Origin of the sequence: Achromobacter dolens, from assembly GCF_902859745.1 — a bacterium.
In the GTDB taxonomy this organism is placed as follows: domain Bacteria; phylum Pseudomonadota; class Gammaproteobacteria; order Burkholderiales; family Burkholderiaceae_B; genus Achromobacter; species Achromobacter dolens.
The window spans coordinates 230,559-256,808 of the sequence record NZ_CADIJW010000001.1 but is presented as its reverse complement, the minus strand read 5'-3'; the positions used below and the strand labels follow the sequence as shown (position 1 = coordinate 256,808).

Sequence of the window (26,250 nt, the reverse complement as noted above, 5' to 3'; positions counted from 1 at the left end):
GCTGCATCGTACCGTAACCGCTGGGCCCGGGGCGGGGTCCGCGCCCAAAACGCCCCCGGGGCGGAATCAGGCGCCGTCCACGACCGGCAGCTTGACCCGCACGCACAGCCCGCCCGACTCGGCCTGCAATAGTTCCAGCGAACCGCCGTGCGCGCGCGCGATGGCCTCGGCCAGCGCCAGCCCCAGGCCGACGCTGCCGGTGCGGGTACGGGCGTCGTCCAACCGGCTGAAGGGTCGCAGCGCCTCCAGGCGCCGCTCCGGCACGATGCCAGGGCCATGGTCGGAGACATCCAGCACCGCGTAGCGGTCCTCGCGCCGCAGGCCGATGTCGACGGGCGGCGCGCCATGGTTCAGGGCATTGCCGATCAGGTTGTCGAGCAGGCGCCCCAGCGCCACTGCGTCCCCGTGCACGACCAGCGCGTCATCGCCGCCAGCGGTCTTGAGCGTAACGTCGGTGCCGGCGCCGCGCCAGGCATTGACGCGCTCGGTCAGCCAGTCGGGCAGCGCCATTGACGCATAGCGGTAGGCAGCCGGATCGGTGCCGCGCACGAAGCCGATGAACTGGTCGACCATATGCTGCATGTCCTGCAGGTCGGTGCGCAGGCCTTCCTTGAGGGCCGAATCGTCGGCCAGCTCGATGCGCAGCCACATGCGCGACAGCGGTCCCTTGAGGTCGTGCGGCAGGCCCGACAGCAGCGTGCGGCGCACGGAATCGGATTCGGACAGCGCGTCCAGCATGGCGTTGAAGCGTTCGCCCAGCACCCGGGTCTCGTGCGGACCGGAAGGCTCCACCCGCTGCGGCTGGCCCGCGGCCAGGCGGTCGGCGGCGTCGGCCAGACGGGTGATGGGGCGGGTGATGTGCCAGGAAAACCCCACCGCCAGCAACAGCAACAGGCCCAGGCCGCCCAGCCAGGCGGCGATGAAAGGCGTGGCCACGGGCGGGTCCAGACGGTCCAGCGGGATCACCAGCCACTCCCGCAGGCGCGGCGCATCCTCGCTGGCCGGGTTGGGCGCCAGCGAGATGAAGATCTCCGGCGTGGGGCCGCGCGACAGCGCCACCCGGGTGCCATCGTTCAGGCGCTCGTTGAGCTGCTGCACCAGCCCGCGCAGGTCGCGGCGGATGTCGTCGGGTTCGGGCTTGTAGCGGCGGATGTGCTCTTCGCGTTCACGCTCGCGTTCGGCGTGGCGTTCTTCGCGTTCGACTTCACGCTCGTCGCCGCGCATCTCGGGCGGCAACGGCGGCCCCTGGATCTGGGCGCTCGGTGGTGGCGGCGGCGGAGGCGGCGGATGCTGCGCATTGCGCGGCGGCGGCCGGCGGCCATTGAAGCGTTGCAGCTTGGCCTCGGCGGGCAGCACCCGCGACCACAGGCGCCACTGGTTCTGCGAGGCGGCGCGCACGAAGTCGGCGCGATCTTCGGCGGGCACTTGCGACACGGCGGCGCGCAAGGTGCGGATGGTGGTGGTGATGTAGCCGATGGCCACGTCTTCCATGAACTTGTGGCGGAAGTACGAGACCGTCACCAGCGTCGCCGCCTGTGTCAGCAACACCGATCCGAGAATCAGCAGGATCAGCCGCGCCCGCAGCGAACGGGGCACCAGAAAGCCGGCGGAGAAGCGCATCAGGGCGAGAACCGGTAGCCGATGCCCCAGACGGTCTGGATCCAGCGGGGTTGCTTGGGATCGTCCTCGATGACGCGGCGCAGGCGCAGGATGGCGATGTCGATGGCGCGATCGTTGCGCTCGCCGGCGTCGTCGTCGCGCGCCAGCGCCAGCAGGCGTTCGCGCGACAGCGGCTTGCCGGCGTTGCGCACCAGGGCTTCGAGCAGGTTGATTTCGCCGCCGGTGAGCTTGACCACGGTGCCGTCGCGCGACAACTGGCGGGTGGAAGGGTCGAAGAGGAAGGGACCAAACGCAACCGGGGCGTCCTTGGTCAACGCGGAAGGGCCGCGCTTGCGCCGCAGCACTGCCTCGATGCGGGCCAGCAGTTCGCGCGGATCGAAAGGCTTGCCGACGTAGTCGTCGGCGCCGGCCTCCAGGCCGATGATGCGATCGACGGCCTCGTCGCGGGCGGTCAGCAGGATGACGGGGATGTCTTCGCCCTGTTCGCGCAGGCGACGACAGGCGTCGGCGCCGTCGCCGCCGGGCAGCATGCGGTCCAGCACCAGGAGGTCCGGGGCATAGCGGGTGATGCGCGACGGCAGGTCGCTGGCGTCCGGCGCGAGCAGCGTGTCGTAGCCGTGGCGGTTCAGGTAGTCGGCCAGCAGTTGCCGCAGGGCCGGATCGTCGTCGACGACCAGCAGCTTGGTGTGGTGATTGTCCATGGATGCCATAGTGGAGCCGTCCGCCTCTGGCGGCAAGAGCCGGGAAATCATCTGAAATATACCTGTTGCACGATGTTTGCCGGCGATGCCGTCCCGTTGCCGCCGACATCGCCGCCAGCCGGGACTGGCCCTAAAATACTGGACATTGCCCCGCATACGCTGGTCCGGTTTACTAAAAATCGTTTACAGCTGGGGCAACGTCCCCTTTCTACACTGTTGGTTATGGTCGCCCCTGCATCCTGGCGCAGGCGGCTGCTGCACACGGCGTTGACGGCTGGCCTGGCCAGCCCGTTGATCCCCGCGTCCGGCGCGCCCGCCGCCCCCTCGTCTCCCCCGCCGGCCCCGGCGTATGTGGCGCGCGGCATCGGCGCCCTGTCGCCGGTGCAGCCGGTGCCGGTGCGGCCCGCGCCCTCGATGGCGTCGCGGGCGGTGCCGCTGGACCCGACACCCTGCGACCTCCAGGGCGCCGAGCCGGCCATGGACACCAGCGTGGCGGGCGGCGGCGAGGACGAAACAATTCCGGGGACGGGACCCAGCCTGTCGGGGGATGCTGCGGCTGGCCCGCTCGGGTGCGAAGCGACCCAGACGGCCGCGGCGCCCGCCGATGCGCCGGATTACTCCTTCGACCTGGAAAGCGGGGACATACCTCGGGTGCCCGTGGTCGTGATCTCCGGCGTATCGCGGCCGAGCCGCCCCTGGTTCGCCTCGGTCAGCGGCCAGGACGGCCTGCGCTACGGCGGCGACCGCAACTGGGTGTACCGCAACACCACCGGTCCGTCGTTTTCGGTGGGCAACATCAACGCCAATGCGCCCGCCTGGGGCAGCAGCGCGCCGGTCGGCGGCCTGCAGATCTCCAACCTGCCAAGCACCACGGCGCCGCTGGCCGAGGGCAGCTTCGGTTATTCGTCCTCACTCGGCCGGCTCAACCGCATGGATCCGTCGGCCACTTCCGGGGCGGTCGACTATGGCGCCTCGGTCGGCAACAGCACCGTGCGCTACGGGCTGACGCCGGTGCTGACGCTTGAAGGCCAGATGCAGAGCGCGCCGTCGCTGACCACCCGCGGCATGGGCACCACCTACGCCGCCGGCGACTACGGCACCTTCCAGGCCGGCGCCACCCAGAGTTCGTTCGATGCCGCCAGCGCCTGGCGCTACCGCTTCGGCTACAGCGTGGACGTGGCCGACGCGGTCAACCTGGGCTACACCAACGAACAGATCGGCGCCGGCTTCGGCGACCTGTCGACCTATTCCGGCGGCGTGGCCGCGGCCCCGCAGACCCGCAACACCCTGACCGCCGGGGTGCCGATCACCGGCTGGGGCACGCTCAGCGGCACCTATTCGGGCCTGCACGAAGGTTCGGCGCTGGCCGAGCAGCGGGTCGGCCTGAGCCACAGCATGTTCGTGGCGCCCAAGGTCAAGCTGGCGGTGGGCGCCGACCGCGACATCATTTCGGGCAATTACGAGTGGCGCGCCAACCTCAGCATGCCGGTGGACACCTTCATGCGCGGCACCTGGCTGAGCTGGTGACGCGGCCGGGCCGGTGGACGAAAATGCCCCCGCGCGCCCGGGTCGCCGGATTTGCGGCTTAAAATCCCCGCCATGATGCTCACGGCCTACCCCCATGTCTGACACGCGCGCCCTCGGAGTCCTGCAGCGCGTTTTCGGTTACGAATCCTTCCGCGGCGACCAGCAAGCCATCGTCCAGCAGGTCATCGACGGCGGCGACGCGCTGGTCCTGATGCCCACCGGCGGCGGCAAGTCGCTCTGCTACCAGATCCCGTCCCTGGTGCGCGAAGGCACCGGCATCGTCGTCTCGCCCCTGATCGCGCTGATGCAAGACCAGGTCGACGCGCTGACCGAGCTGGGCGTGCGCGCCGCGTTCCTGAATTCGACCCAGGAATGGCGCGTGGCCCGCGACGTCGAACAGGCCTTCCTGGCCGGCGAGCTGGACCTGCTGTACGTGGCGCCCGAACGCCTGCTGACCGACCGCTGCCTGCAACTGCTGGAACGCGGCAACATCGCCCTGTTCGCCATCGACGAGGCCCACTGCGTTTCGCAATGGGGCCACGATTTCCGGCCGGAGTACCTGGGCCTGTCGATGCTGCACGAGCGCTGGCCCGACGTGCCGCGCATCGCGCTCACCGCCACCGCCACCGCCGAGACCCGTAACGAGATCGCCCAGCGCCTGTCGCTGACCGACGCGCACCACTTCGTCTCCAGCTTCGACCGCCCCAACATCCGCTACCGCATCGTCGAGAAGAACGAGGTGCGCAAGCAGTTGCTGGACATGATCCGCACCGAGCACGAGGGCGAGTCCGGCGTGGTCTACGCGCTGTCGCGGGCACGCGTCGAGGAAACCGCCGAATTCCTCTGCAACCAGGGCATCGACGCCATGCCCTATCACGCCGGGCTCAGCCCCCAGGTGCGCGCCGCCAACCAGGCGCGCTTCCTGCGCGAGGACGGCGTGGTCATGGTCGCCACCATCGCCTTCGGCATGGGCATCGACAAGCCCGACGTGCGCTTCGTGGCGCACATCGACCTGCCCAAGTCGGTCGAGGGCTACTACCAGGAAACCGGCCGCGCCGGCCGCGACGGCCTGCCCGCCACCGCCTGGCTGGCCTACGGCCTGCAGGACGTGGTGCAGCAGCGCCGCATGATCGACGAATCCCCCGGCGACGACGCCTACCGCCGCCGCCTTGGCCAGCAACTGGACGCCATGCTGGGCCTGTGCGAAACCGTGGAATGCCGCCGCGTGCGGCTGCTGGCGTACTTCGGCCAGCACATCACGGCCTGCGGCAACTGCGACGTCTGCCTCGACCCGCCGCAGGCCTGGGACGGCACGGTGGCGGCGCAGAAGGTGCTGTCCGCCGTGTACCGGCTGTGGAAGGAACGCGGCCAGCGCTACGGCGCCGGCCACATCATTGACATCCTGCGCGGCAAGGTCACCGACCGCACCAAGCAGCACGGCCACGAAACGCTCAGCGTGTTCGGCGTGGGCGAAGACCTCAGCGATACCGCCTGGCGCGGCGTGCTGCGCCAGTTGCTGGCGCAGGGCCTGCTGACGGTCGACAACGAAGGCTACGGCACGCTGGCCCTGACCGAAGGCAGCCGCGCCGTGCTCAAGGGCGAGCGCCAACTGATGCTGCGGCGCGAATCCGAAAAGAAAGCCCGCTCCGGCAAGACCGGCGGCAGCCGCGCCAAGGCCGCCGCGATCGACCTGCCCGCCGAACTGCAACCGGTGTTCGAGGCGCTGCGCGCCTGGCGCGGCGAAGTGGCCAAGAGCCACGGCGTGCCGGCCTACGTCATCTTCCACGACGCCACGCTGCGCGAAATTGCGCTGGCCCAGCCCGACTCGATGGACGCCCTCAGCCACATCAGCGGCGTCGGCGCGCGCAAGCTGGAAGCCTACGGCGAGGAAATCCTGCAGCGGGTGGCGCGGCCGGTGCTGTAAGGCCGGGCTTGGCGCGGCATCCCCGGGAGCAGGGGCGGCCGACGGCGGCGGCGCGGCACAGCGGATGGCATGGCCATCCGCCGTCGCCTCACCCCCGGCGGCATCAAGGCGACGGCGGCGGCAACAGCGGCACGGGCGCGCGCTCCTTGCCGAACACCGAGCGATAGGCCAGGATGTTGAACACCAGCACCACCGGGATCCCCACCACCGCGCCGGCCATCACCAGGCGCATCGAGCCCAGCGCGCCAGCGCCGTCCCACAGCGTCATGTCGTCCAGGATCAGATAGGGGAACAGGCTGTAGGCCAGGCCGCTCAGCATCAGCAGGAACAGCGCCACGCACAGCACGAACGGCAGCCAACTGAAGCGGTCGGCGCGGCCCGGCAGGCGCGCCAGCAGCATTTCGGCGGCAACGAAGCCCGCCAGCATCAGCACCCATACGGTGGCCGCGAGGCTCAGGTGGGCGATGTTGCTCCATTTGTAGAAGATGCCGGCGTTGGCCAGGCCCAGCGTGACGGCGATGGCGACCATGCCGACCGCGGTCCAGCGGATCGCGTGCCGCGCCCAGTTGGCCGCGCGGCGCTGCAGCTCGCCGTCGACCCGCATCACCAGCCACGACGCGCCCAGCAGCACATAGGCGGCCACGGCGCACAGGCCGACGAACAGCGCGAACCAGCCATAGCCGGCGTCGGATTGGTAGCCAGTGGCAATGCGCCCCAGCAGCATGCCCTGCCCAAAGGCGGTCATCAGCGAACCGGCCCAGAAGGCGAAGATCCAGCGCGGCTTGGCCTCGTTGCGGGCGCGGATGCGGAATTCGAAGGAGACGCTGCGCAGCACCACGCCCAGCACCATGAAGGTGAGCGGCCCGTAGAGTTTGCCCAGCACCGCGCCCCAGGCGAATGGAAAGGCGGAAGCGAACAGCCCCATGCCCAACAGCAGCCAGAATTCGTTGGCGTCGCGCCAGGGGCTCAGCAGGCTCATCATGCGGCCGCGTTCCTGCTCGGGCGCGAGCTGCAGCAGGATGCCCACGCCCAGGTCGAAGCCATCCAGCACCACGCCGGCGGCGACCACCACGAACAGCAGGCCCATGAACGCCAACGGCATCCAGAAGGAAGGATCATCGGGGCTGAGCCCCTGCGAGGCGGCGAGCATGGCGATCATGGCGTTCCCCCGCCCAGTTTGCGCACCGGCACCACGCCGTAGCGCGCCGCGTGGAACAGCATGCCGGCGAAGGCGGCCAGCAGCAACGCGTACAGAAGGCCGTACCCGACCAGGCCGTACAGCACGGTGCTGGAAGACATGGGGCCCAGCACCTCGGTCTGGGTGATCGTGCCGTTGACCGCGAAGGGCTGCAGGCCGATGATGGACACCCACCAGGCGGCCACGACGGCGATACCGCCGGAAAACATCATGCCGCACAGCACGCGCTGCCACCATTGCGGGACCACCGCGACATCCATGCCGCGGCGCCAGGTCAACAGAAGCGTGACCCATGACACCGCCAGCATCAGCAGGCCCAGCCCCGCGGCCACCCGTAGCGACCAGAAGGTAAGCGCCACCGGCGGCAGCATGCCGGAATACTTGTCCAGCCCCTGGTAGGTGCCGTCTTCATTGCGGTGCAACCACATGCCGCCAGCGTTGTTCCAGGTCCAGTCGGCCACGTTGACATGGTTGCGGGCGTCCGGCCAGCCGAACAGCACCAGGCGCGGCTCGGCGCCGCTTTCCCAGTAGCCGGCGGCGGCGGCGGCCTTGGCGGGCTGGTACTGCGCCACCATCTGGCCGGCGCCCGAGGCCACCGGCAATTGCAGCACGGAAGCCAGCGCGGCGATCGCCAAGCCGGTCTTGAAGGTGCAGCGCTCGCCGTCGTCCAGCGGACGGCGCAGGGCCTGCAGAGCGGTCACGCCCATCATCAGGAAGGCGGCCGCCAGGGCCGAGCCCACCACCACCACGGCCATGCGCCAGCCGACCGAGGGGTTCAGCACCACCGCCACCCAGTCGTAGACCTGGTAGCGGCCATCGACCAGCACGGCGCCGTCCGGCGTCTGCATCCACGATTGCAGCGCCAGCACCCAGAACAGCGCCACCAGTTGCCCCACGGCCACCATCAGCACCGCCAGGGTGTGGGCGCCGTCGGACACGCGGCGCTGGCCGAACAGCATGACGCCCAGGAAACACGACTTGAGGATGAAGACCGACAGGATGCCGTAGCCCAGCAGCGGACCGGCGACGTTGCCGATCTTGTCCATCAGGCCGGCCCACAGGCTGCCGAGCTGGATCAGCACGGGCACGCAGGCGGCCAGTGTCAGCACGAAGGACAGGGCGAAAATGCGCACCCAGAAGCGGTAGGCGGCGGTCCAGCCGCCCTGCCCCGAGACGCGGGCGCGTATCTTGAAAAACAGCAGGACCCACGCAAGCGCCAGGGCCACGGCCAGGAACAGCGCCAGGAAGCTCAGGCTGGCCACGAATTGCGCGCGGGCCAGGGAAAGGGTGGAGATATCCATGATGGCCCGTAGTGTAGAGCCAGTTACACGACAATGGGGGCCAGTTTGAAACCGCTTGCAGCGAGCCAAAAATGGCTTGTCCCGGGAACGTGGCAAAATTGACGCTTTGTCGCTGCTTTTTCCTATTCTTTCAAGAATGACCTCCGCCACGACGCCGACCCCCGCCGCATCCAATTTCCTGCTCAACATCGTCGAAGACGACCTGCAAGCCAACCGCTTCCAGGGCAAGCGTTGGGCGGGCAAGCCTGGGCCGGCCTCCGTGCAGCAGCAGGGCGAACCCGATCCGGCGAAGATCCGCACCCGTTTTCCGCCGGAGCCGAACGGCTATCTGCACATCGGCCACGCCAAGAGCATCTGCGTGAACTTCGGCCTCGCCCGCGACTTCGGCGGCGTCTGTCACCTGCGCTTTGACGACACCAACCCCGAGAAGGAAGACCAGGAGTACGTCGACGCCATCATCGAGGCCGTGCACTGGCTGGGCTTCGACTGGAAGGCCGACGGCCGCGACAACCTGTATTTCGCCAGCGACTACTTCGGCTATATGTATGAGTTCGCCGAGGCGCTGGTCGAGGCCGGCCACGCCTACGTCGATGAACAGAGCCCCGACGAGATCCGGGCCAACCGCGGCACCCTGACCGAACCCGGCGTCGACTCGCCCTGGCGCAACCGCCCGGCCGCCGAGTCGATCACGCTGCTGCGCGAGATGCGCGACGGCAAGCATCCGGACGGAAGCCTGGTGCTGCGCGCCAAGATCAACATGGCGTCGCCCAACATCAACCTGCGCGACCCGGTCATGTACCGCGTGCGCCACGCCACTCACCACCGCACGGGCAACCAGTGGTGCATCTACCCGATGTACAGTTGGGCGCATCCGGTGGAGGACGCGCTGGAAGGCATCACCCATAGCGTCTGCACGCTGGAGTTCGAGGACCAGCGCCCGTTCTATGACTGGATCCTGGAACGCCTGGCCGAACTGGGCAAGCTGGCCCGGCCGCTGCCGCACCAATATGAGTTCTCCCGCCTGAACCTGAGCTACGTGGTCACCAGCAAGCGCAAGCTGCTGCAACTGGTGCGCGAAGGCCACGTGGATGGCTGGGACGATCCCCGCATGCCGACCATTTTCGGCCTGCGCCGCCGCGGCTACACGCCGGCCTCGATCCGCCTGTTCTGCGACCGCACGGCAGTGTCGAAGTCGGATTCGCGCATCGACTACAGCCTGCTGGAGCAGGCCGTGCGCGACGACCTGGACCCGATCGCGCCGCGCTCGGTGGCGGTGCTGGATCCGCTCAAGCTGGTCATCACCAATTACCCGGAAGGCCAGACCGAGATCTGCACGGCGCCGCGCAATCCGCACGATCCGGAGGCCGGACTGCGCGAGTTCCCCCTGTCGCGCGAACTGTGGATCGAGCGCGATGACTTCCGCGAGGAAGCGCCGAAGAAGTATTTCCGCCTGTTCCCGGGCAACCTCGTGCGCCTGAAGTATGGCTATGTGGTGCGCTGCACGGGCTTCACCAAGAACGAGGCCGGCGAAGTGGTCGAGGTGCAGGCCGAGTACCTGCCGGAGACGCGCAGCGGCACGCCGGGGGCGGACAGCGTCAAGGTCAAGGGCAATATCACCTGGGTCAGCGCGGCGCATGCGGTGCCGGCGCAGATCCACCTGTACGACCGCCTGTTCGCGGATCCGCGGCCGGACGGCGGCGACAAGGATTTCCTGGCCTGCCTGAATCCGAATTCGAAGGAGACGGTGACGGCGTGGCTGGAGCCGGGCACGGTGGCGACGCCGGGGGCGACGTGGCAGTTCGAGCGGCTGGGCTATTTCACGGCTGACTTGAAGGAGTCGACGGTGGAGAAGCCGGTGCTGAATCGGGTGGTGACGTTGCGGGATTCTTGGGCGCAGGGGTGAACGGGATTTGCCTTTTGGCGTTGTGCATTGAAAGAAGCGCCTTCGGGCGCTTTTTTTATGGCCAGTTGGGAGGGTTCTTCGTAGGCCGCGCGAGGCGCTACCGGTGTGGAGACATGGAGTGCTGCTGGACCTTGGGGTTCTGGAGAGGGTTGCGGGGCCCGCCAAAATCGGCCGCGCGGGCGGCCGGTTTTGGCATACGTGGGGTCTGGCGTCGGGGCGATGGGCGCTGCGCGGAGGGGGGCGTGGTGGTTGCTTGGGGGCGGGGACGCCCCCCGCCCTCTTTCAGTCCAGTTTGATGTTGGCGGCCTTTACTACGTCGGCCCACTTGGCGGTTTCGCTTTTCATGTAGGCCTCGAAGTCGGCGGGGGTGCCGCCCAGGGGTTGGCTGCCTTCGTCTTCCAGGCGCTTGATGACGGCGGGTTCCTTGAGGACGGCCTGCATGCGGGCGTTGAGCTGGTTGACCATGTCGGCGGACATGCCGGCGGGGCCGACCAGGCCGGTCCAGGCGGAAGCTTCGAAGCCGGGGTAGCCGGATTCGGCCACGGTGGGGACGTCGGGCAAGGCGGCCAGGCGGGCATTGGAGGTGACGGCCAAGGCGCGCAGCTTGTTGGCGGCGAGCAGGGGGAAGGCGGTCTGCGGGGTGATGAAGTAGAGGTCGGTCTGGCCGCCGACCAGGTCGGTGACGGCGGGGCCGGCGCCCTTGTAGGGGACGTGCAGGAACTCGACGCCGGCGCGACGCGCGAGCATGACGCCGGACATGTGGCCGATGGTGCCGTTGCCGGCGGAGGCCAGACGCAGCGAGGCGGCGGGTTTTTTCCTGGCGTCATCGACGAGGTCGGCCAGGGTCTTGTAGGGCGAGTCGGCGCGCACCACCAGGACCACCGGCTGGGCCGCCACCAGGCCGACCAGGGTGAAGTCCTTCTTCGGGTCGAAGGGCATCTTCGGGTACAGCGCAGGGTTGATCGCGAGGTTGGCGGCCTGGCCCATGCCGACGGTGTAGCCGTCGGGCTGGGCGCGGGCCACGTAGTCCATGCCGATATTGCCGGTGGCGCCGGGCTTGTTCTGCACCACCAGGTTCCAGCCGGTGGCCACGCCCAGGCGCTCGGCCAGCAGGCGGCTGACGACGTCGGTGCCGCCGCCCGGCGGCATCGGCACGACCAGGTTGATGGGGCGTTCAGGATAGGCGGCGATGGCGGGCGCGGCGCCGGCCAGGGTGGCGACGGCGATCGCGGCCGCGGCCAGGCGGCGCGGCATGAGGCGCGAAAGGACTTGCATGAGGTTGTCTCCAGATGGAATGCGTAGCGGAACGGCCGGGGCCGGCCGGGTCAGTTCACGGGCCCGACGACGCCCGCTTCGGTCAGGGCCGCGATCTGCGTCGCGCTCAGCCCCAGGGTTTCCAGCAATTGGGCGCCATGCGCGCCCAATGCCGGGGGATCGATACGTACGCCGGGGCGGCGGCCGCCCAGCGTGATGGGCAGCAGCGGCACCTTGGCATGCGCGTTGCCCGCACCGCTGCCCGCACCGTCTTGCGGCAGGGCGATCTCGGCCAGGCCGCCGGTGGCGGCCAGGTGCGGATCGTCGAACAGGTCCTGCGGCTTGGCGATGGGCGCGTAAGGCAGGCCGTGCGCCTCGAAGCGGGCGGCGATGGCGGCGGCCGGCTCGGACGCCAGGCGTTCGCGCAGGATCGGCATGAGCCAGGCGCGGGCCTCGACCCGGTCGTTGTTGCCCGCCAGGCGCGCGTCGGCGGCCAGGTCGGCAAAGCCGAAGGCGTCGCAGAACAGTTTCCACTGGGTATCGGACACCACGGCCAGGAAGATCTGCTCGCCGTCCTTGACGGTGAAGACGTCGTACACCGCCCACGCGGAGATGCGGCTGGGCATGGGCGCGGCCGGCTTGCCGGTGACGGCGTACTGCATCATGTGGTGGCCGACCAGGAACACGTTGTTCTCGAACAGCGCGCTCTGCACTTCCTGGCCGCGGCCGGTGCGCTGGCGCTCGAGCAGCGCGGCCATGGCGCCCATGGCGCCGAACATGCCGCCCATGATGTCGTTGACGGCCGCGCCCGCCCGCAAGGGGCGTCCTTCGGGGCCGGTCATGTAGGCCAGGCCGCCCATCATCTGCACCACCTCGTCGAGCGCGGTGCGGTGCTGGTAGGGACCGGGCAGGAAGCCCTTGTGCGAGACGTAGATCAGGCGCTCGTTCAGCTTCGACAGCGTGGCGTAGTCCAGCCCCAGCCGGGCCATGGTGCCGGCCTTGAAGTTCTCGCTGACGATGTCGGCGGTGGCGATCAGCTTGAGCACCAGTTCGATACCGCGCGGATCCTGCAGATTGACTGGCAGGCTCTTCTTGTTGCGGTTGAACATGGTGAAGAAACCCGCGCCCGAGCCTTTCAGGCGGCGCGTGTTGTCGCCCTGCACCGGCTCGATCTTGATGACCTCGGCACCCAGGTCGGCCAGCATCATGCCGCAGGTGGGACCCATCACCATGTGGGTGAATTCGACCACCCGCACGCCTGTCAGCGGCAGCGCCGGTTCGTCCCTGGCTGGATGTGCGTCATGCGCGCTCATGCGGCCTCCCGCGCGTAGGTGAATCCTTTCGGCAGGCCCGCGTCGGGCACGTGACCGTACAAGGGTTCGCCCGGCAGCCCGTCGCGCAGCGCGGCGCGGGCCGCCATCAGCGCGTCGACGTCGATGCCGGTATCCAGCCCCATCGACTCCAGCAGGAACACCAGGTCCTCGGTGACGATGTTGCCGGTGGCACCGGGCGCGTAGGGGCAGCCGCCCAGGCCGCCCTGGCTGGCGTCGAAGGTGTCGACGCCGGCTTCCAGCGCCGCCACCACGTTGGCCAGCCCCTGGCCGCGGGTGTTGTGGAAATGGGCGCCGCCGGCGCGCGCGCCGAGCTCGGCGCGCAGCGCCTTGAACAAGCGACGCACCTGCGCCGGATTGGCGTAGCCGGTGGTGTCCGACAGCCCGACCTCGTCAACGCCCAACTGCGCCATGGCCACCGCCATGCGCAGCGTGTCGGCTTCCGGCACCCGGCCGGCCAGGGTGCAGCCGAAGGCGGTGGACAGCCCCGCCTCCAGCGTCACGCCAGGAAAGCGGGCATCGCGCAGCGCCACCACCGCCGCGACTTCGTCACGCATCTGCGCGTGGGTCTTGCGCACGTTGGCCAGGGAGTGGGCCTCGCTCACCGACACCGGCAACGTGACCTTGGCCGCGCCGGCCTCGAAGGCGGCCTGCGCGCCGCGCAGGTTGGGGGCCAGCGCCGCGACGTGCAGGCCGGGCAGTTCGCGCGCGCCCACCACCACTTCGGCGGCATCGGCCATCTGCGGCAGCAGCTTGGGCGGCACGAACGAGCAGACCTCGATTTCGCGCAGGCCGGCCGCCGCCAGCGCGCCGATCCAGCGCAGCTTGGCGGGCGTGGACATGACGGCGGCGATGCTCTGCAACCCATCCCGGGGGCCGACCTCGCTGACTAGAATCTGGGGCATTGACTTTCTCCTTATCGTTCTATAAGATAGAACGTCGTTCTATAAATTATTCCCCATCCGGATTCCGGGTGTCAACCCTGCCTGCCCGAAAGGCCGTTTCGCCATGCCGAGAAAAGCCAGCCAGCCCTCCCTCGCCGACCAGCACGCCGCGCCCGGCGGCGCCGCCGCGGTCGATCGCGCGCTGTCGGTGCTGTCCGCCTTCCGCGCGGGCGACGCCTCGCTGTCGCTGGCGGAACTGGCCGAGCGCACCCAGCTCTACAAGAGCACCGTGCTGCGCCTGCTGGCCTCGCTGGAACATGGCCGCCTGGTGCAGCGCACGGCGGATGGCCAATACGCACTGGGCGCCGAGATCGCGCGGCTGCACGCCGTGTATGCGGCGTCGTTCTCGCTGGAAGGGGTGGTGATGCCGGTGCTGCGGGAACTGACCCGCGTGACCCGCGAAAGCGCCGCGTTCCACGTGCGCCAGGGCGACCATCGCCTGTGCCTGTATCGGGTGGATTCGCCGCAGCCGGTGCGCGACCACATCAAGGCCGGCGACCTGCTGCCGCTGGAACGGGGCGCGGGCGGACGCGTGCTGATGGCCTTCGCCGGCGCGGCCGGCGAGCCGTACGAGACCATCCGCCACAGCGGCGTGGTCGTGCTGGAGGGCGACCGCATGCCCGAGTTGTCCGGCATCTCGGCGCCGGTCTTCAATGAAACGGGCGCCCTGGCCGGCGCCGTCACGCTGACCATGCCGACGCCTCGGCTGCAACGCGAGCATGCTGCGCTGGTGGTGGCCGCCGCCGCCGAAGCCACCCGCAACCTGGGGGGTTTTTACCCTTGGCCGACCGATTGAACGGGGCCTGGGCGGGTTATCATGCCCGACATTCCGCAGACGGTTGCGCGCGCCCCTTCCCGGCGCCCCGAGCCGCCAGCCCCAACCAAGATGAACACTGAATCCCTAGCCCTGGACTTCAAGAGCGCCACCCTGTACGCGATCCGGGTGGTCCTGCACAGTGCCGACCCCGAACGCCTGAACGCCGCGCTGGCCAAGCGCATGGCCGACGCCGGCAGCTTCTTCGAGAATGAGCCCGTGGTGATCGACGCCAGCCGCGTCGAGGACGCCATCGACTGGGCCGCGCTGGTCGCCGCCTTGCGCGGGCACAACCTGCCCCCTATCGGCGTGGTGGCCGAAGGCGCCAACCTGGCCGCGGCCCGCGCCGCCGGCCTGACGCCGGTGGAGCTGTCGACCCCGGCCGCGCGTCCGGCACAGGTGATCGACACCGCGCCGCCCAACGACGTCGCCACGCCGGTGCCGTCGGTGCCGGCCGCCGCCGTCGAGATCGCGCCCGCCCCCACGCCCGCCGCCGAAGCGCCGGCCGATAAGGCAACGGCAAAGGCAACCGAAAAGACGGCCGATCAATCCGCGGACAAGACTGCCGGCAAACCCGCCGCCGAGCCGCTGCCCGAGCGCGCCGCCGCCAGCACCACGTCGGCGCCGAGCCCGACGCCGGCCGCGCCGCAATCGTCGTCGGCGCTGGTCATCACCCGGCCGCTGCGTTCCGGCCAGCGCGTCTACGCGCGCCACACCGACCTGGTCGTGATCGGCATGGTCAGCCAGGGCGCCGAGGTCATCGCCGATGGCAACGTGCATGTGTACGGACCGCTGCGCGGCAAGGCCATGGCCGGCGCGCGCGGCGACACGTCGGCACGCATCTTCACCACGCACCTGGATGCCGAGTTGCTGGCCGTGGCCGGCGTGTACCGCGTGGTCGAAGACAAGCTCGACCGCTCGCTGCACAACCAGCCCGCGCTGGTACGGCTGGATGGCGACACCCTGCGCATCGAGGCCCTGAAAGCCTGAGATGCCCTGCCCGGGATCCATGCCGGCCGGACTGGCGCAAGACCGCGCCAGCGCGAAACGGTCCTGCAACGCAATACTCTGTCAGTCTCGAACGGGCCGTGCCCGTTCAACACATTCTGTAAGAAGCCTTACACGGGCTTTTTGCTTTACGATAACGCGATTTATTCGAACATAAGGGTTTGATCGTCATGACACGCATTGTTGTGGTGACTTCCGGCAAAGGCGGCGTGGGTAAAACCACGACGAGCGCCAGTTTTTCCGCGGGCCTCGCGATGCGGGGCCACAAGACCGCTGTCATCGACTTCGACGTCGGCCTGCGCAACCTCGACCTCATCATGGGCTGCGAGCGTCGCGTGGTGTATGACTTCGTCAATGTGATCCAGGGCGAAGCCACGCTGAACCAGGCGCTGATCAAGGACAAGCAGCTTGAAAACCTGTTCATCCTGCCCGCCTCGCAGACGCGCGACAAGGACGCGCTGACGCAGGAAGGCGTGGAAAAGGTCATCAACGACCTGAAGGAAATGGGCTTCGACTACATCGTCTGCGATTCGCCCGCCGGCATCGAGACGGGCGCGCTGATGGCGGCCTATTTCGCCGACGACGCGCTGGTCGTGACCAACCCCGAAGTCTCGTCGGTGCGCGACTCCGACCGCATCCTGGGCATCCTGGCGGCCAAGTCCAAGCGCGCCGTCGAGGGCGGCGAGCCGGTCAAGGAATTCCTGCTGCTCACGCGCTACAACCCCAAGCGCGTGGTCGACGGCGAAATGCTGTCGCTGGGCGACATCGAGGACATCCTGCGCATCAAGCTGATCGGCGTCATCCCCGAGTCCGAAGCCGTGCTGCAGGCCTCGAACCAGGGCCTGCCCGCCATCCACCTGAAAGATACCGACGTGTCCGAGGCCTACAAGGACGTCGTGGCCCGCTACCTGGGCGAAGACAAGGCCCTGCGCTTTACCGACTACGAAAAGCCGGGTTTCCTGAAACGCCTGTTCGGAGGCAAGTAAGCAATGTCCTTCCTGTCGTTTCTGCTTGGTCAAAAGAAAACATCCGCTTCCGTCGCCAAGGAACGGTTGCAGATCATCCTGGCCCACGAGCGGGGCCGTGGCGATTCGCCCGACTACCTGCCGCAGTTGCAGCAGGAACTGATCGCCGTGATCTCGAAATACGTGAAAATCAACCCCGAGGACATCAAGGTGCACCTGGAACGCCAGGACACCCTCGAAGTGCTCGAGGTCAAGATCGAGATGCCGCAAAGCGAGTCCTGACGCGTTCTCCGCGCGCCGCTGGCCGGCGCCGGATGCGCGCGCAACGCACGCAAAAAAACGCCCGGCGATGCCGGGCGTTTTTGCGTGTGGGCTCGGCACGCCAGCCGACGCTGGCGACTGCCTCGTCCGCGGCTTAGTGCTTGCCCACCTGATCGCCGATGACGCCACCGATGGCGGCGCCACCCACCGTGCCGAGAATGCCGCCGTTGGTGATGACGGCACCCGCCACACCGCCGAGCGCCGCACCGCCCACCGTGCTTTTCTGGCGATGGCTCATGCTGTCCCACGACGAGCAACCCGCCATGGCCGCGGCCATGGCAACAGCGACACAGATTTTGGAAAGAGATGCGATTTTCATGATGAGGCTCCTATTCTTGTCCCCGGGGTCGCACCAAGATCCAGACGCGAGCGCACGATGCCCCTTGTGGGTTTAGAGCCTTCAGGATCGCAAAATATCCCGCCCCGCGCTGTGAAGTTTGCCCAGGAATTGTGTCAAACGGCGAGGGAATCCTTGCGCTTCCCAGGGACAGTGTTGCTGGAACGGGCCGCTATTTGACCAGACGTAACACGTCGCGGAAGCGTGCATGCTCGCAAGTCTCCATCCACTCGAAAATGGCCATTTCCGACGTGACGATCTCGGCGCCGTGGGCGCGCGCGCGGCGCAGCGCGGCATGATGGTCGGATGGCTTGCGCGAGCCCGCCGCGTCGGCCACCAGCACCGCCTTGTAGCCCAGCTCGGTCAAACCGATGACGGTCTGCAACACGCAGATGTGGGCTTCGCAGCCGGTCACCAGGACCGTCTTGCGCGCCGCCGGCAGCCAGGCCTCGAAGCCACGCTCGCGCGCGGCGGAGAAGTGCATCTTCTGGAACGTGGACTGCACCAGTTCGGCCAGCGGCGCCACCGTGACGCCCAGCATCTTGCTGTGATGTTCCGTCGCGACCACGGGCACATCCAGCAGCCGAGCGGCCCGCGCCAGCTTGGCGTTGGCCGCCAACACCGCGTCGCCGTCGTGGATCACGGGCATCAGGCGGCCCTGCATGTCGACGATGAGCAGCGTGGAATCGGAGGCTTGCAGCAGCATGGGAGGTCTCCTGAGGTTGAAGGCGGTATCGACGATACGGTATGACCATCACGCCAAACCGCTTCATTCAATGATATCTCGGGGGATCAACCGCCAGGCTCAAGGTGTTGGCGAGCGCCCGCAGCCGTTTGTCCCGGGTCCATAGCGCAGCGCCAGGTGTCAGTCGCGTGGACGCCAACAAGTGTAAATCCACATAGCCGATGCCCTTTCCAAACAATTTCTCGCTATGAAGAAAGTGCATGACTTCGTCATGACTCGCACGCACGACTTGAGGCAATAGCGACATCGCGCCCAATACGACATCACGTCGGCCCAACGAACCCAGCGCCAATTCACCCGCGATGAACGGGTGCATCAATACACTTTCTTCCTCCAGCAAGCGCACCAGATATGGCTCGCCGTCGGATAAATGGTCTATCCAGATGGAAGTGTCAACCAGGATCATTGCATTCCGTCTGCCGCCGCGGGATAGGCTTCAACTTGGGCGAACTACCACCAAGCTTGGCCAACCGCTTCGCGGCCTCTTTCTGCACAAGCTGGGTCAACGCTCGCGTTACGAGCGCCGATGTCTCCTGGACGCCCGTATAGGTACGGGCCAATTCGAGCAGGTCGTCATCGAGCGTCACAGTCGTGCGCACACTGGCCTCCTTGCAATGATTGGAGCAAAAATTCGCATCAAATGATGAACTTTTTGATTCTATCATCCGAAAAAAAATCCCGGCGCGCAATGGCCGGGATTTTCGGACCGCCTGGCAGGCCGGCTTACTTCAGTGCCTTGTAGCGCAGGCGCTTGGGCTTGGCGCCCTCTTCGCCCAGGCGGCGCTTCTTGTCGGCTTCATATTCCTGGTAGTTGCCGTCGAAGAACACAACTTGCGAATCGCCCTCGAAAGCCAGGATGTGCGTGGCGATACGGTCCAGGAACCAGCGGTCGTGGCTGATGACCATGACGCTGCCGGGGAACTCCAGCAGCGCGTCTTCCAGCGCGCGCAGCGTTTCGACGTCGAGGTCGTTGGACGGTTCGTCCAGCAGCAGCACGTTGCCGCCGGCGATCAGCGTCTTGGCCATGTGCAGGCGGCCGCGTTCACCGCCCGACAGTTGGCCGACCACCTTGTTCTGGTCGCCGCCCTTGAAGTTGAAGCGGCCCAGGTAGGCGCGCGAGGACATCTCGAACTTGCCCACGGTGATCAGGTCGGCGCCGTCGGCGACCGCGTCGAACACGGTCTTCTTGTCTTCGAGCGCGTCGCGCGACTGGTCGACGTAGGCCAGCTTGACGGTCTGGCCGATCTTCACTTCGCCCGAATCCGGTTGCTCGCGGCCCGCGATCATGCGGAACAGCGTCGATTTACCGGCGCCGTTGGCGCCGATGATGCCGACGATGGCGCCAGCCGGAATCTTGAAGCTGAGGTTGTCGATCAACAAGCGGTCGCCGTAGGCCTTGCTGACGTTGTTGAACTCGATGACCTCGTTGCCCAGGCGCTCACCCACCGGAATGAAGATTTCCTGGGTCTCGTTGCGCTTCTGGTATTCGTAGGACGACAGTTCCTCGAAGCGGGCCAGGCGCGCCTTGGCCTTGGCCTGGCGGCCCTTCGGGTTCTGGCGCACCCACTCCAGTTCCTTCTTGATGGTCTTCTGGCGGGCCGATTCGGAAGCCTCTTCCTGCTTGAGGCGATCTTCCTTCTGCTCCAGCCACGAGCTGTAGTTGCCCTTCCAGGGAATGCCGTAGCCGCGGTCCAGTTCGAGGATCCATTCGGCGGCGTTGTCCAGGAAGTAGCGATCGTGGGTCACGCCCACGACGGTGCCCGGGAACTTGTGCAGGAACTGTTCCAGCCATTCGACGCTTTCGGCATCCAGGTGGTTGGTGGGCTCGTCCAGCAGCAGCATGTCGGGCTTGGACAGCAGCAGGCGGCACAGCGCCACGCGGCGCTTTTCACCGCCGGACAGGTTGCCGACGATGGCATCCCAGGGCGGCAGGCGCAGCGCGTCGGCGGCGATTTCCATCTGGTGTTCGATGTCGTCGGCGCCGCTGGAGGCGGCGGCCGCGATGATGGCTTCCAGCTCGGCCTGCTCGGCGGCCAGCGCGTCAAAGTCGGCGTCAGGCTCGGCGTAGGCCGCATAGACTTCGTCCAGGCGCTTCTTGGCGGTGACCACCGCGCCCAGGCCTTCCTCAACCGCCTGGCGCACCGTGTGCTCGGGGTTGAGCTGCGGTTCCTGCGGCAGATAGCCGATGTTCAGGCCCGGCATGGGGATGGCTTCGCCTTCGATCTCGCGATCCACGCCCGCCATGATCTTCAGCAGCGTCGACTTGCCCGAGCCGTTCAGGCCCAGCACGCCGATCTTGGCGCCAGGAAAAAACGAAAGCGAGATGTCACGCAGGATCTGCCGCTTGGGCGGCACGATCTTGCCGACGCGGTTCATGGTGTAGACGTATTGGGCCATGGGCTCGTATAGGGAAAGAAAGCTGATGAATCGCTGATTGTAGGCCGGAACCCGGACAGGCGTGCGGGCGGGGTCCGCGCGCGGGTGGCAAGGCTATATTTACGGCTTGTGTCCGTTCCATGACGCCTTTCGCGGCGCCCTGCCCACCCCGATGACCGAAGCCGACCTGCTGGCCCGCACCCCGTTTCCCGCCACCCGCGACAGCCTCGCGGCGCAATTGCGCGAGGGCGGCCTGCGCCCCGGCGCCACGGTGCTCGTGCACACCTCGCTGCGCGCCCTGGGCTGGATCGCGGGCGGTCCCGTGGCGCTGATCCAGGCCTTGCTCGATTGCGTCGGTTCCGACGGCCTGGTGGCGATGCCGGCGCACTCCTCCGACCTGACCGATCCCGCGCAATGGCAGGCGCCGCCGGTGCCGGCCGCCTGGCTGGACACCCTGTACGAGCACATGCCGGCCTACGATCCCGCCATCACGCCCACGCGTGGCATGGGCGCGGTGGCCGAACTGTTCCGCACCTGGCCCGGCGCCGTGCGCAGCCTGCATCCCACCTGCTCGTTCGCGGCCGTCGGCGCCGGCGCCGACGCGCTGACCGCCAACCACCGGCTGGACGACCCGCTGGGCGAAACCTCGCCGCTGGCAAAGCTGCTGCGCGCCGACGCCGAGATCCTGCTGCTGGGCGTCGGCTTCGATGTCTGCACCATGCTGCACCTGGCCGAACAACGCGCCTGGCCGACACGGCCGCGCCAGCCCGAGGCCTCGCCCATCATCGAGCACGGCCGGCGTGTCTGGAAGCGTTATGACCAGCCCGCGCTGCTCGACTCCGACCATTTCCTGCCGGTCGGCCAGTCGTTGATCGACGCCGGACTGGCGCGGCGCTTCGCGCTGGGCGCGGGCCACGGCCTGCACGTGCCGGCCAGGGTGGCGGTGGAACACGCCCTGCGGTACTGGCACGGCAAGCCCGTGCCCGACTGAGGCGCGTGGCGCCCTACGAGGCTGCCCGCGCGCGGCGGGCCCCGGCGAAGGGCGCCCGCATCTGCGCCAGCATCACGCCGGCCAGCGCCATCGCGCCGCCAACGATGTGGAACAGGTGCGGTTTCTCGTCCAGGAACAGCGCCGCGATCGCCACGGTGGCCACCGGCATCAGGTTCAGGAACACGCTGGCGCGGGCCGGCCCCAGGTGGCGCACGCCCTGCATCCACAGGAACGGCGCGAACAGCGACGGGAACAGGCCGGCATACAGCACCAGCGGCAGATTATCGCCATTGAGCGGCGAGGCGGGCGCCATCAGAAAGGCGGGCAACTGGAACAGCACGCCGAACGCCACCTGCACGTACAGCGACACCCATGGCCCGGCCGGCAAACCCCAGCGCCGCAGCAGCACGCCGTACAGCGCGTAGGCCAACGCCGCCACGCCCATCAGCACATCGCCATGGTTCGCGCCCACCGACAACAGGCGCGCCGGATCGCCTTCGCCGATCAGCAACGCCAGCCCCGCCAGCGACAGCAGGCCGCCCAGCAGCGCCATCAGGGAGGGACGCTCGCGCAACGCCACGGCGCCGACCGCGATGGTCAGCAACGGAATCATCGCGGTGATGATGCCCATGTTGGTGGCAGTGGTGCTGCCGGCCGCGACGTAGGCCAGGCCCTGGTACAACGCCATGCCCAGGCCGCCCAGCACCGCGAACTTGGGCAGGTACGGCCACAGCGCGCGCCGCTGGCGCCAGGCGGCCGGCAGCGCGAACGGCGTCAGCAGCAGCCCCGCCAGCGCCCAGCGGTAAAAGCCGATGGCGGCCGGCGCGATCACGCCGGCCGCCATCTTGGTCACGATCATGTTGACCGACCAGATCAGCGCCGCCAGCAGCGGGAACAGCAGATAGCGGGCGGGAGTGGGCGAAACATCGGCGCGCGTCATGGGGATAAAACCAAAAGCAGATAACGGCCGGCCAGTGTAGGACCTGTCCGACTCGCTGTATATAATGAAAAACCGACAACCACCAGTGAACTTCGGACATGGACCTCGCCGCCGCCCCGCCCAGCCTTGGCCCGGGCCGCCCCTATCCGCTGGCCTGCCGCATCCTGCACTTCCTGCCGCACTCGCGCATACAGCGCCACAGCTCGCCCTGGGGCGAACTGAATTTCGCCCTGTCCGGCATCATGGAAATCGGCATCGAGGACAGCACCTACCTGTCGCCGCCCCACTACGCCATCTGGATACCGCCGCACGTCTCGCACTGCTGCCAGAACCAGGGGGAAGTGCACTACGCCTGCATCGACATCCCGGCCGCCGCCTGCGCCGACCTGCCCGCCAGGCCTTGCACGCTGGAGATCAGTCCCGTCATGCGCGCCATTCTGGCCGACTTCGAACGGCGCGGCATCGCCTATCCAGATACGCCGGACGACCGGCGCCTGGCGCAAGTGGTCATCGACCAGATCCGCGTCGCCCCGGTCTACGCCAGCTACCTGCCGTCCACGACCGAACCCGTGCTGGCCCCCATCCTGACCGCCCTGCAGCGCCAGCCCGGCGACAAGCGCGGCGCCGCCTACTGGGCCGCCACCGCCGGCATCACCGAACGCACCCTCCTGCGCCACTGCCAGCAACACCTGGGCATGTCGTTCAACGAGTGGCGCCAACGCTTGCGCGTGGTCAGCGCGCTGGAAATGCTCGACGCCGGCCAGTCAGTACAGGTGGTATCGCGCGAACTCGGCTACAGCACGCCGTCCGCCTTCATCGCCATGTTCCAGCGCCTGACCGGCCAGTCACCCGACAGCGCCCGCAAGCGCGCCCCGGCGGCCGCCTGAAGGCCGCGTAATCCAAGCGCCCGATGCAAGCCGCGCGCGATCGCGAGACAATAGCGTCTGCATTTTCTTCGTAACGCCGTCCCCGCGGCATCATCGCGCCAGGAACCCCCATGTCCGCCTCCGCCACGCCCCCGCCTTCCCTGACCCACTTCAGCGCGACCGAGCTGGACATGCTCGCCAAGACCGCCGACGCCCTCAGCGCCTACCTGGGCAAGCCCGTCCTGGCCGAAGTGGTGCTGGGCGAAGAAGGCACCGAATGGGTCACCTATGGCGTGCCCATTGACGAAAACGCCGAGCCCGACGAAGAACAGACCCACGTCCAGCTCGGCGGCCCCGGCGCCCGCCTGCTCGGCAACCGCGGCGGCCTGCCCCCGACCGGCGACGACACCTACGACTGCCTCTACCTCTGGGCCATCCAGATCTCGCTGAACGAAGGCGAACGCTTCATCAAGCTCGACCACGACGGCGAGGAATCCGCCTGGTCCGACAACCTGGAAGATGTCCTCCCCTTCGCCCTGACCGAGGAACCCCTGCCCGACCCGGATGAGGAAGACGAGGAAGACGACGACGAGGACGAAGACGACGGCCACGACCACGCTCACGACCACAACGATCCGGGTCACCGCCACTGAACCGGAAGGCAGGCGGCAGGCCCCCATGAGCCGCCCTCCACCAAGCAAAAAGGGCTTCCCAAAAGAAGCCCTTTGCCAAAACCACTCTCCCGCGACACCGCCCCGCCAAAAAAGCAGGCGAGCGAGCAAACCAGCACCACCTCGACGCCCCACCCCTCAGACGCTGCAACGGGCCGCCCGCGCGGCCCCGTTGCAGCAGCCCCGCAAGACCCTCTCCCCCCAACGACGGTGCCGGCAAACACGCCAAGCACACCAGTCGCCCCAGCACCCGTCATGAGCCGCTGACGCAAGTCTGTCGCGGCGGGCGGCGGGGTGTGCGGGGCGTGTAGATGCGCCCAAGGGAATCCGTAGGGAGCCGAAGGCGGACGAGGATGACGCAGGGGCAGTCCGGAGCGAAGGCTCCGGACCGCAATCGTAGCCCCGCACACCCCGCCGACCGCCGCGACAGACGCCTCAAGAACCCAAACAACCCGCAGGACTAAGACAGCAAAAGATCACCCCGCAATCCGCCCCTCCTCCACCGCATGGCAAGCCACCACCGCCCCCCCCGCCATCCGCCCCACCGGCGCCTCCCCCCTGCACCGCTCATTCGCATGCGGACACCGAGGATGAAACGTGCACCCCGACGGCGGATTCAGCGGATTCGGCACCTCCCCCGCCACCGCCGTGCGCGGCTTGCCGGCCCCATCGATATCCGGAATCGCCGCCAGCAGCATCCGCGTATACGGATGCCGCGGCCGCGCGAACAGCTCGTCGCGCGGCGCCACCTCCACCATCCGCCCCAGGTACATCACCCCGACCCGATCGGCCACGTGATGCACCACCGCCAGATTGTGCGAGATGAACAGATAGGTCAGCCCCAGCTCGCGCTGCAGGTCCTTCATCAGGTTCAGCACCTGCGCCTGCACCGACACATCCAGCGCCGAGGTCGGCTCGTCGCACACCAGGAACTCCGGATTCACCGCCAGCGCCCGCGCGATCGAAATCCGCTGGCGCTGCCCACCCGAGAACTGGTGCGGATAGCGGCCCTGGTCGGCCGGATCCAGCCCCACCTGACGGAGCAGCTCGCCGACTCGCGCCGTGCGCTCGGCCGGCGTCATCTTCGTGTGCGTCAGCATCGGCTCGGCGATGATGCGGCCGACGCGCCAGCGCGGATTCAGGCTCGCGTACGGATCCTGGAAAATCATCTGCAGCCGCTTGCGCAGCTCGCGCCCGCCCGGCTCCGCCATGCGCGACAGCGGCTGGCCGTCGAAACGGATATCGCCGCGCGTCAGGCCATACAGCCCCACCAGCATGCGCGCCACCGTCGACTTGCCGCAGCCCGACTCGCCCACCAGCGCCAGGGTCTCGCCGCGATTGATCTCGAACGACACGCCATCGACCGCGCGCAGCATCACCCGCGGCTTGCCCGCCAGCTTGCGCTCCAGCCAGGGCGGCGACACATCGAACCATCGCGCCGCGTCCTTCACCTGTACCAACGGCGTGCTCATGGCGTCACCTCGACTTCGCTTTCATGCAACCAACAGGCCGCTCGGGACGTGCCCGCCGGCATCAATTCAGGCCGATCCTGGCCGCAACGCGGCAGGCGCCGCCCGCAACGCGGATTGAAGGCACAGCCCGGCGGAATCGCGTTCAGCCGCGGCATGCTGCCGTCGATCTGCACCAGCCGCTCGGCATGTCCCTGCAGCGACGGGATCGATCCCATCAGCCCCATCGTGTACGGATGGCGCGGCTGGTGGATGACGTCGCGCACGGGGCCGATCTCGGCCACGCGTCCCGCGTACATCACCGCCACCCGGTCCGCCGTTTCCGCGATCACGCCCATGTCGTGCGTGATCAGCATCACCGCCGTGCCCTGTTCGCGGCACAGGCGCTTGAGCAGCTCGATGATCTGCGCCTGGATCGACACGTCCAGCGCCGTGGTCGGCTCGTCCGCCACCACCAGCTTGGGCTCGGCCGCCAGCGCCAGCGCGATCACCACACGCTGCCGCATGCCGCCCGAGAACTGATGCGGATAGTGGTCGATGCGCTCGCGCGCCGCCGGGATGCCGGTGGCCGCCAGCAGCTCGACCGCGCGGTTGCGCGCCTGCGACCAGCTCATGTCCAGATGCGTCACGATGGTCTCGGCCAGTTGCCGGCCCACCGTGTACAGCGGATTCAGGGAGGTCAGCGGGTCCTGGAACACCGCGCCGATCTCGCGGCCGCGCACGCGGCGCATCTGCTCGTCGGGCAGGTTGTCGATGCGCCGGCCCGCCAGCAGGATCTCGCCGCCGGCGATGCGGCCAGGCGGTTCCAGCAGGCCGATGATGGACGCGCCGGTCAGCGACTTGCCGGCGCCCGATTCCCCCACCACGCCCAGGACTTCGCCCGCCTGGATCGAAAAGGACACGTCGTCCAGGGCCAGCAGCGTGCCGCGACGCGTGGGGAACTCCACGCGCAGGTTGCGGACTTCAAGTAATGCGCTCATAGGTATTTCTCAAATTCGTGTTCCACGTACAGCGCCCCCGAGGCCGATGAAATGCCGACGGGGC

The 26,250-nt window shown here is 68.1% G+C and carries 25 protein-coding genes; 10 read left to right on the top strand and 15 right to left on the bottom strand.

Translation table 11 applies throughout. The annotated features are described in order from the left end of the window. Nucleotides 1–66: 66 nt before the first annotated feature. Both HV783_RS01075 and HV783_RS01070 read right to left on the bottom strand, forming a co-directional pair. Nucleotides 67–1,620 (bottom strand): sensor histidine kinase, encoded by a 1,554-nt coding sequence (locus HV783_RS01075; RefSeq protein ID WP_054501780.1) that lies wholly within the window; start codon nucleotides 1,618–1,620, stop codon nucleotides 67–69. Next, complete coding sequence (locus tag HV783_RS01070; protein WP_006388986.1) at nucleotides 1,620–2,321, bottom strand: response regulator; 702 nt, start codon at nucleotides 2,319–2,321, stop codon at nucleotides 1,620–1,622. The genes HV783_RS01075 and HV783_RS01070 overlap by 1 nt, the downstream gene beginning before the upstream one ends. 222 nt (nucleotides 2,322–2,543) lie before the next feature. Here HV783_RS01070 and HV783_RS01065 point away from each other — a divergent pair, with 222 nt between their 5' ends. Together HV783_RS01065 and recQ are read left to right on the top strand one after the other, a co-directional pair. Beyond that, a complete protein-coding gene (locus HV783_RS01065) occupies nucleotides 2,544–3,848 on the top strand; it encodes a fimbrial protein (RefSeq protein ID WP_144655805.1) in 1,305 nt (434 codons plus the stop codon). A gap of 94 nt (nucleotides 3,849–3,942) precedes the next feature. After that, nucleotides 3,943–5,772 (top strand): DNA helicase RecQ, encoded by a 1,830-nt coding sequence (gene recQ, locus HV783_RS01060; RefSeq protein ID WP_054501781.1) that lies wholly within the window; start codon nucleotides 3,943–3,945, stop codon nucleotides 5,770–5,772. 103 nt (nucleotides 5,773–5,875) lie between these two features. Here the strand turns inward: recQ and HV783_RS01055 are convergent, their stop codons facing one another. After that, nucleotides 5,876–6,931 carry a cytochrome d ubiquinol oxidase subunit II gene (locus HV783_RS01055; protein ID WP_054501782.1) on the bottom strand — a complete coding sequence of 352 codons (1,056 nt, stop codon included), beginning with the start codon at nucleotides 6,929–6,931 and terminating at the stop codon, nucleotides 5,876–5,878. Next, entirely contained in the window at nucleotides 6,928–8,271 is a 1,344-nt protein-coding gene (locus HV783_RS01050) for a cytochrome ubiquinol oxidase subunit I (protein ID WP_175188547.1), read from the bottom strand. Before HV783_RS01050 ends, HV783_RS01055 begins: the two co-directional genes overlap by 4 nt. A 136-nt stretch (nucleotides 8,272–8,407) precedes the next feature. Between HV783_RS01050 and HV783_RS01045 the strand changes: the two genes are divergently transcribed. Beyond that, entirely contained in the window at nucleotides 8,408–10,174 is a 1,767-nt protein-coding gene (locus HV783_RS01045; RefSeq protein WP_064523363.1) for a glutamine--tRNA ligase/YqeY domain fusion protein, read from the top strand. A gap of 282 nt (nucleotides 10,175–10,456) precedes the next feature. Here the strand turns inward: HV783_RS01045 and HV783_RS01040 are convergent, their stop codons facing one another. The 3 genes from HV783_RS01040 to HV783_RS01030 are packed head-to-tail and all read right to left on the bottom strand — an operon-like array spanning nucleotide 10,457 to nucleotide 13,664. Further along, on the bottom strand, nucleotides 10,457–11,449 hold the full coding sequence (locus HV783_RS01040; protein ID WP_080977322.1) for a Bug family tripartite tricarboxylate transporter substrate binding protein: 993 nt from the start codon (nucleotides 11,447–11,449) through the stop codon (nucleotides 10,457–10,459). Nucleotides 11,450–11,499: 50 nt separating this feature from the next. Next, nucleotides 11,500–12,741 (bottom strand): CaiB/BaiF CoA transferase family protein, encoded by a 1,242-nt coding sequence (locus HV783_RS01035; protein ID WP_175188545.1) that lies wholly within the window; start codon nucleotides 12,739–12,741, stop codon nucleotides 11,500–11,502. Beyond that, nucleotides 12,738–13,664 carry a hydroxymethylglutaryl-CoA lyase gene (locus HV783_RS01030; protein WP_116793222.1) on the bottom strand — a complete coding sequence of 309 codons (927 nt, stop codon included), beginning with the start codon at nucleotides 13,662–13,664 and terminating at the stop codon, nucleotides 12,738–12,740. The genes HV783_RS01035 and HV783_RS01030 overlap by 4 nt, the downstream gene beginning before the upstream one ends. A gap of 103 nt (nucleotides 13,665–13,767) precedes the next feature. On the opposite strand from HV783_RS01030, the gene HV783_RS01025 reads away from it, so the two are divergent. The 4 genes from HV783_RS01025 to minE all read left to right on the top strand — a co-directional run bounded on the left by HV783_RS01025 (nucleotide 13,768) and on the right by minE (nucleotide 16,772). Then, nucleotides 13,768–14,499 carry an IclR family transcriptional regulator gene (locus tag HV783_RS01025; protein ID WP_064522726.1) on the top strand — a complete coding sequence of 244 codons (732 nt, stop codon included), beginning with the start codon at nucleotides 13,768–13,770 and terminating at the stop codon, nucleotides 14,497–14,499. 90 nt (nucleotides 14,500–14,589) lie between these two features. Further along, complete coding sequence (gene minC / locus HV783_RS01020) at nucleotides 14,590–15,507, top strand: septum site-determining protein MinC (RefSeq protein ID WP_054501786.1); 918 nt, start codon at nucleotides 14,590–14,592, stop codon at nucleotides 15,505–15,507. Between the two features lie 188 nt (nucleotides 15,508–15,695). Next, complete coding sequence (gene minD / locus HV783_RS01015) at nucleotides 15,696–16,511, top strand: septum site-determining protein MinD (RefSeq protein WP_006388978.1); 816 nt, start codon at nucleotides 15,696–15,698, stop codon at nucleotides 16,509–16,511. Between the two features lie 3 nt (nucleotides 16,512–16,514). Next, nucleotides 16,515–16,772 carry a cell division topological specificity factor MinE gene (gene minE, locus HV783_RS01010; protein WP_006393143.1) on the top strand — a complete coding sequence of 86 codons (258 nt, stop codon included), beginning with the start codon at nucleotides 16,515–16,517 and terminating at the stop codon, nucleotides 16,770–16,772. A 133-nt stretch (nucleotides 16,773–16,905) separates the two neighbouring features. On the opposite strand, the gene HV783_RS01005 is transcribed toward minE, so the two are convergent. From HV783_RS01005 to ettA, 5 genes are all read right to left on the bottom strand, one after another. Beyond that, entirely contained in the window at nucleotides 16,906–17,130 is a 225-nt protein-coding gene (locus HV783_RS01005) for a YMGG-like glycine zipper-containing protein (RefSeq protein ID WP_006388976.1), read from the bottom strand. Between the two features lie 190 nt (nucleotides 17,131–17,320). Then, nucleotides 17,321–17,854 carry an isochorismatase family protein gene (locus HV783_RS01000; RefSeq protein ID WP_054501787.1) on the bottom strand — a complete coding sequence of 178 codons (534 nt, stop codon included), beginning with the start codon at nucleotides 17,852–17,854 and terminating at the stop codon, nucleotides 17,321–17,323. A gap of 67 nt (nucleotides 17,855–17,921) precedes the next feature. Continuing rightward, complete coding sequence (locus HV783_RS00995) at nucleotides 17,922–18,299, bottom strand: type II toxin-antitoxin system VapC family toxin (protein WP_054501788.1); 378 nt, start codon at nucleotides 18,297–18,299, stop codon at nucleotides 17,922–17,924. Then, a complete protein-coding gene (locus tag HV783_RS00990) occupies nucleotides 18,286–18,558 on the bottom strand; it encodes a type II toxin-antitoxin system VapB family antitoxin (RefSeq protein ID WP_336235836.1) in 273 nt (90 codons plus the stop codon). Before HV783_RS00990 ends, HV783_RS00995 begins: the two co-directional genes overlap by 14 nt. Nucleotides 18,559–18,616: 58 nt before the next feature. Further along, complete coding sequence (gene ettA / locus HV783_RS00985; protein ID WP_006388972.1) at nucleotides 18,617–20,290, bottom strand: energy-dependent translational throttle protein EttA; 1,674 nt, start codon at nucleotides 20,288–20,290, stop codon at nucleotides 18,617–18,619. Nucleotides 20,291–20,396: 106 nt separating this feature from the next. Here ettA and HV783_RS00980 point away from each other — a divergent pair, with 106 nt between their 5' ends. Further along, nucleotides 20,397–21,260, top strand: coding sequence for an AAC(3) family N-acetyltransferase (locus HV783_RS00980; protein WP_231132832.1), 864 nt, complete (start codon nucleotides 20,397–20,399; stop codon nucleotides 21,258–21,260). A 13-nt stretch (nucleotides 21,261–21,273) separates the two neighbouring features. Here HV783_RS00980 and HV783_RS00975 read toward each other — a convergent pair whose 3' ends face one another. Then, nucleotides 21,274–22,200, bottom strand: a complete 927-nt coding sequence (locus HV783_RS00975; protein WP_175188543.1) for a DMT family transporter — start codon at nucleotides 22,198–22,200, stop codon at nucleotides 21,274–21,276. A 98-nt stretch (nucleotides 22,201–22,298) separates the two neighbouring features. Here HV783_RS00975 and HV783_RS00970 point away from each other — a divergent pair, with 98 nt between their 5' ends. After that, on the top strand, nucleotides 22,299–23,087 hold the full coding sequence (locus tag HV783_RS00970; protein ID WP_116793227.1) for an AraC family transcriptional regulator: 789 nt from the start codon (nucleotides 22,299–22,301) through the stop codon (nucleotides 23,085–23,087). 110 nt (nucleotides 23,088–23,197) lie between these two features. Next, nucleotides 23,198–23,719, top strand: a complete 522-nt coding sequence (locus HV783_RS00965) for a hypothetical protein (protein WP_026382650.1) — start codon at nucleotides 23,198–23,200, stop codon at nucleotides 23,717–23,719. 494 nt (nucleotides 23,720–24,213) lie between these two features. Here HV783_RS00965 and HV783_RS00960 read toward each other — a convergent pair whose 3' ends face one another. Together HV783_RS00960 and HV783_RS00955 are read right to left on the bottom strand one after the other, a co-directional pair. Then, nucleotides 24,214–25,209, bottom strand: coding sequence for an ABC transporter ATP-binding protein (locus HV783_RS00960; protein WP_054501791.1), 996 nt, complete (start codon nucleotides 25,207–25,209; stop codon nucleotides 24,214–24,216). Further along, nucleotides 25,206–26,186 carry an ABC transporter ATP-binding protein gene (locus HV783_RS00955; RefSeq protein ID WP_054416502.1) on the bottom strand — a complete coding sequence of 327 codons (981 nt, stop codon included), beginning with the start codon at nucleotides 26,184–26,186 and terminating at the stop codon, nucleotides 25,206–25,208. Before HV783_RS00955 ends, HV783_RS00960 begins: the two co-directional genes overlap by 4 nt. Nucleotides 26,187–26,250: the final 64 nt, after the last annotated feature.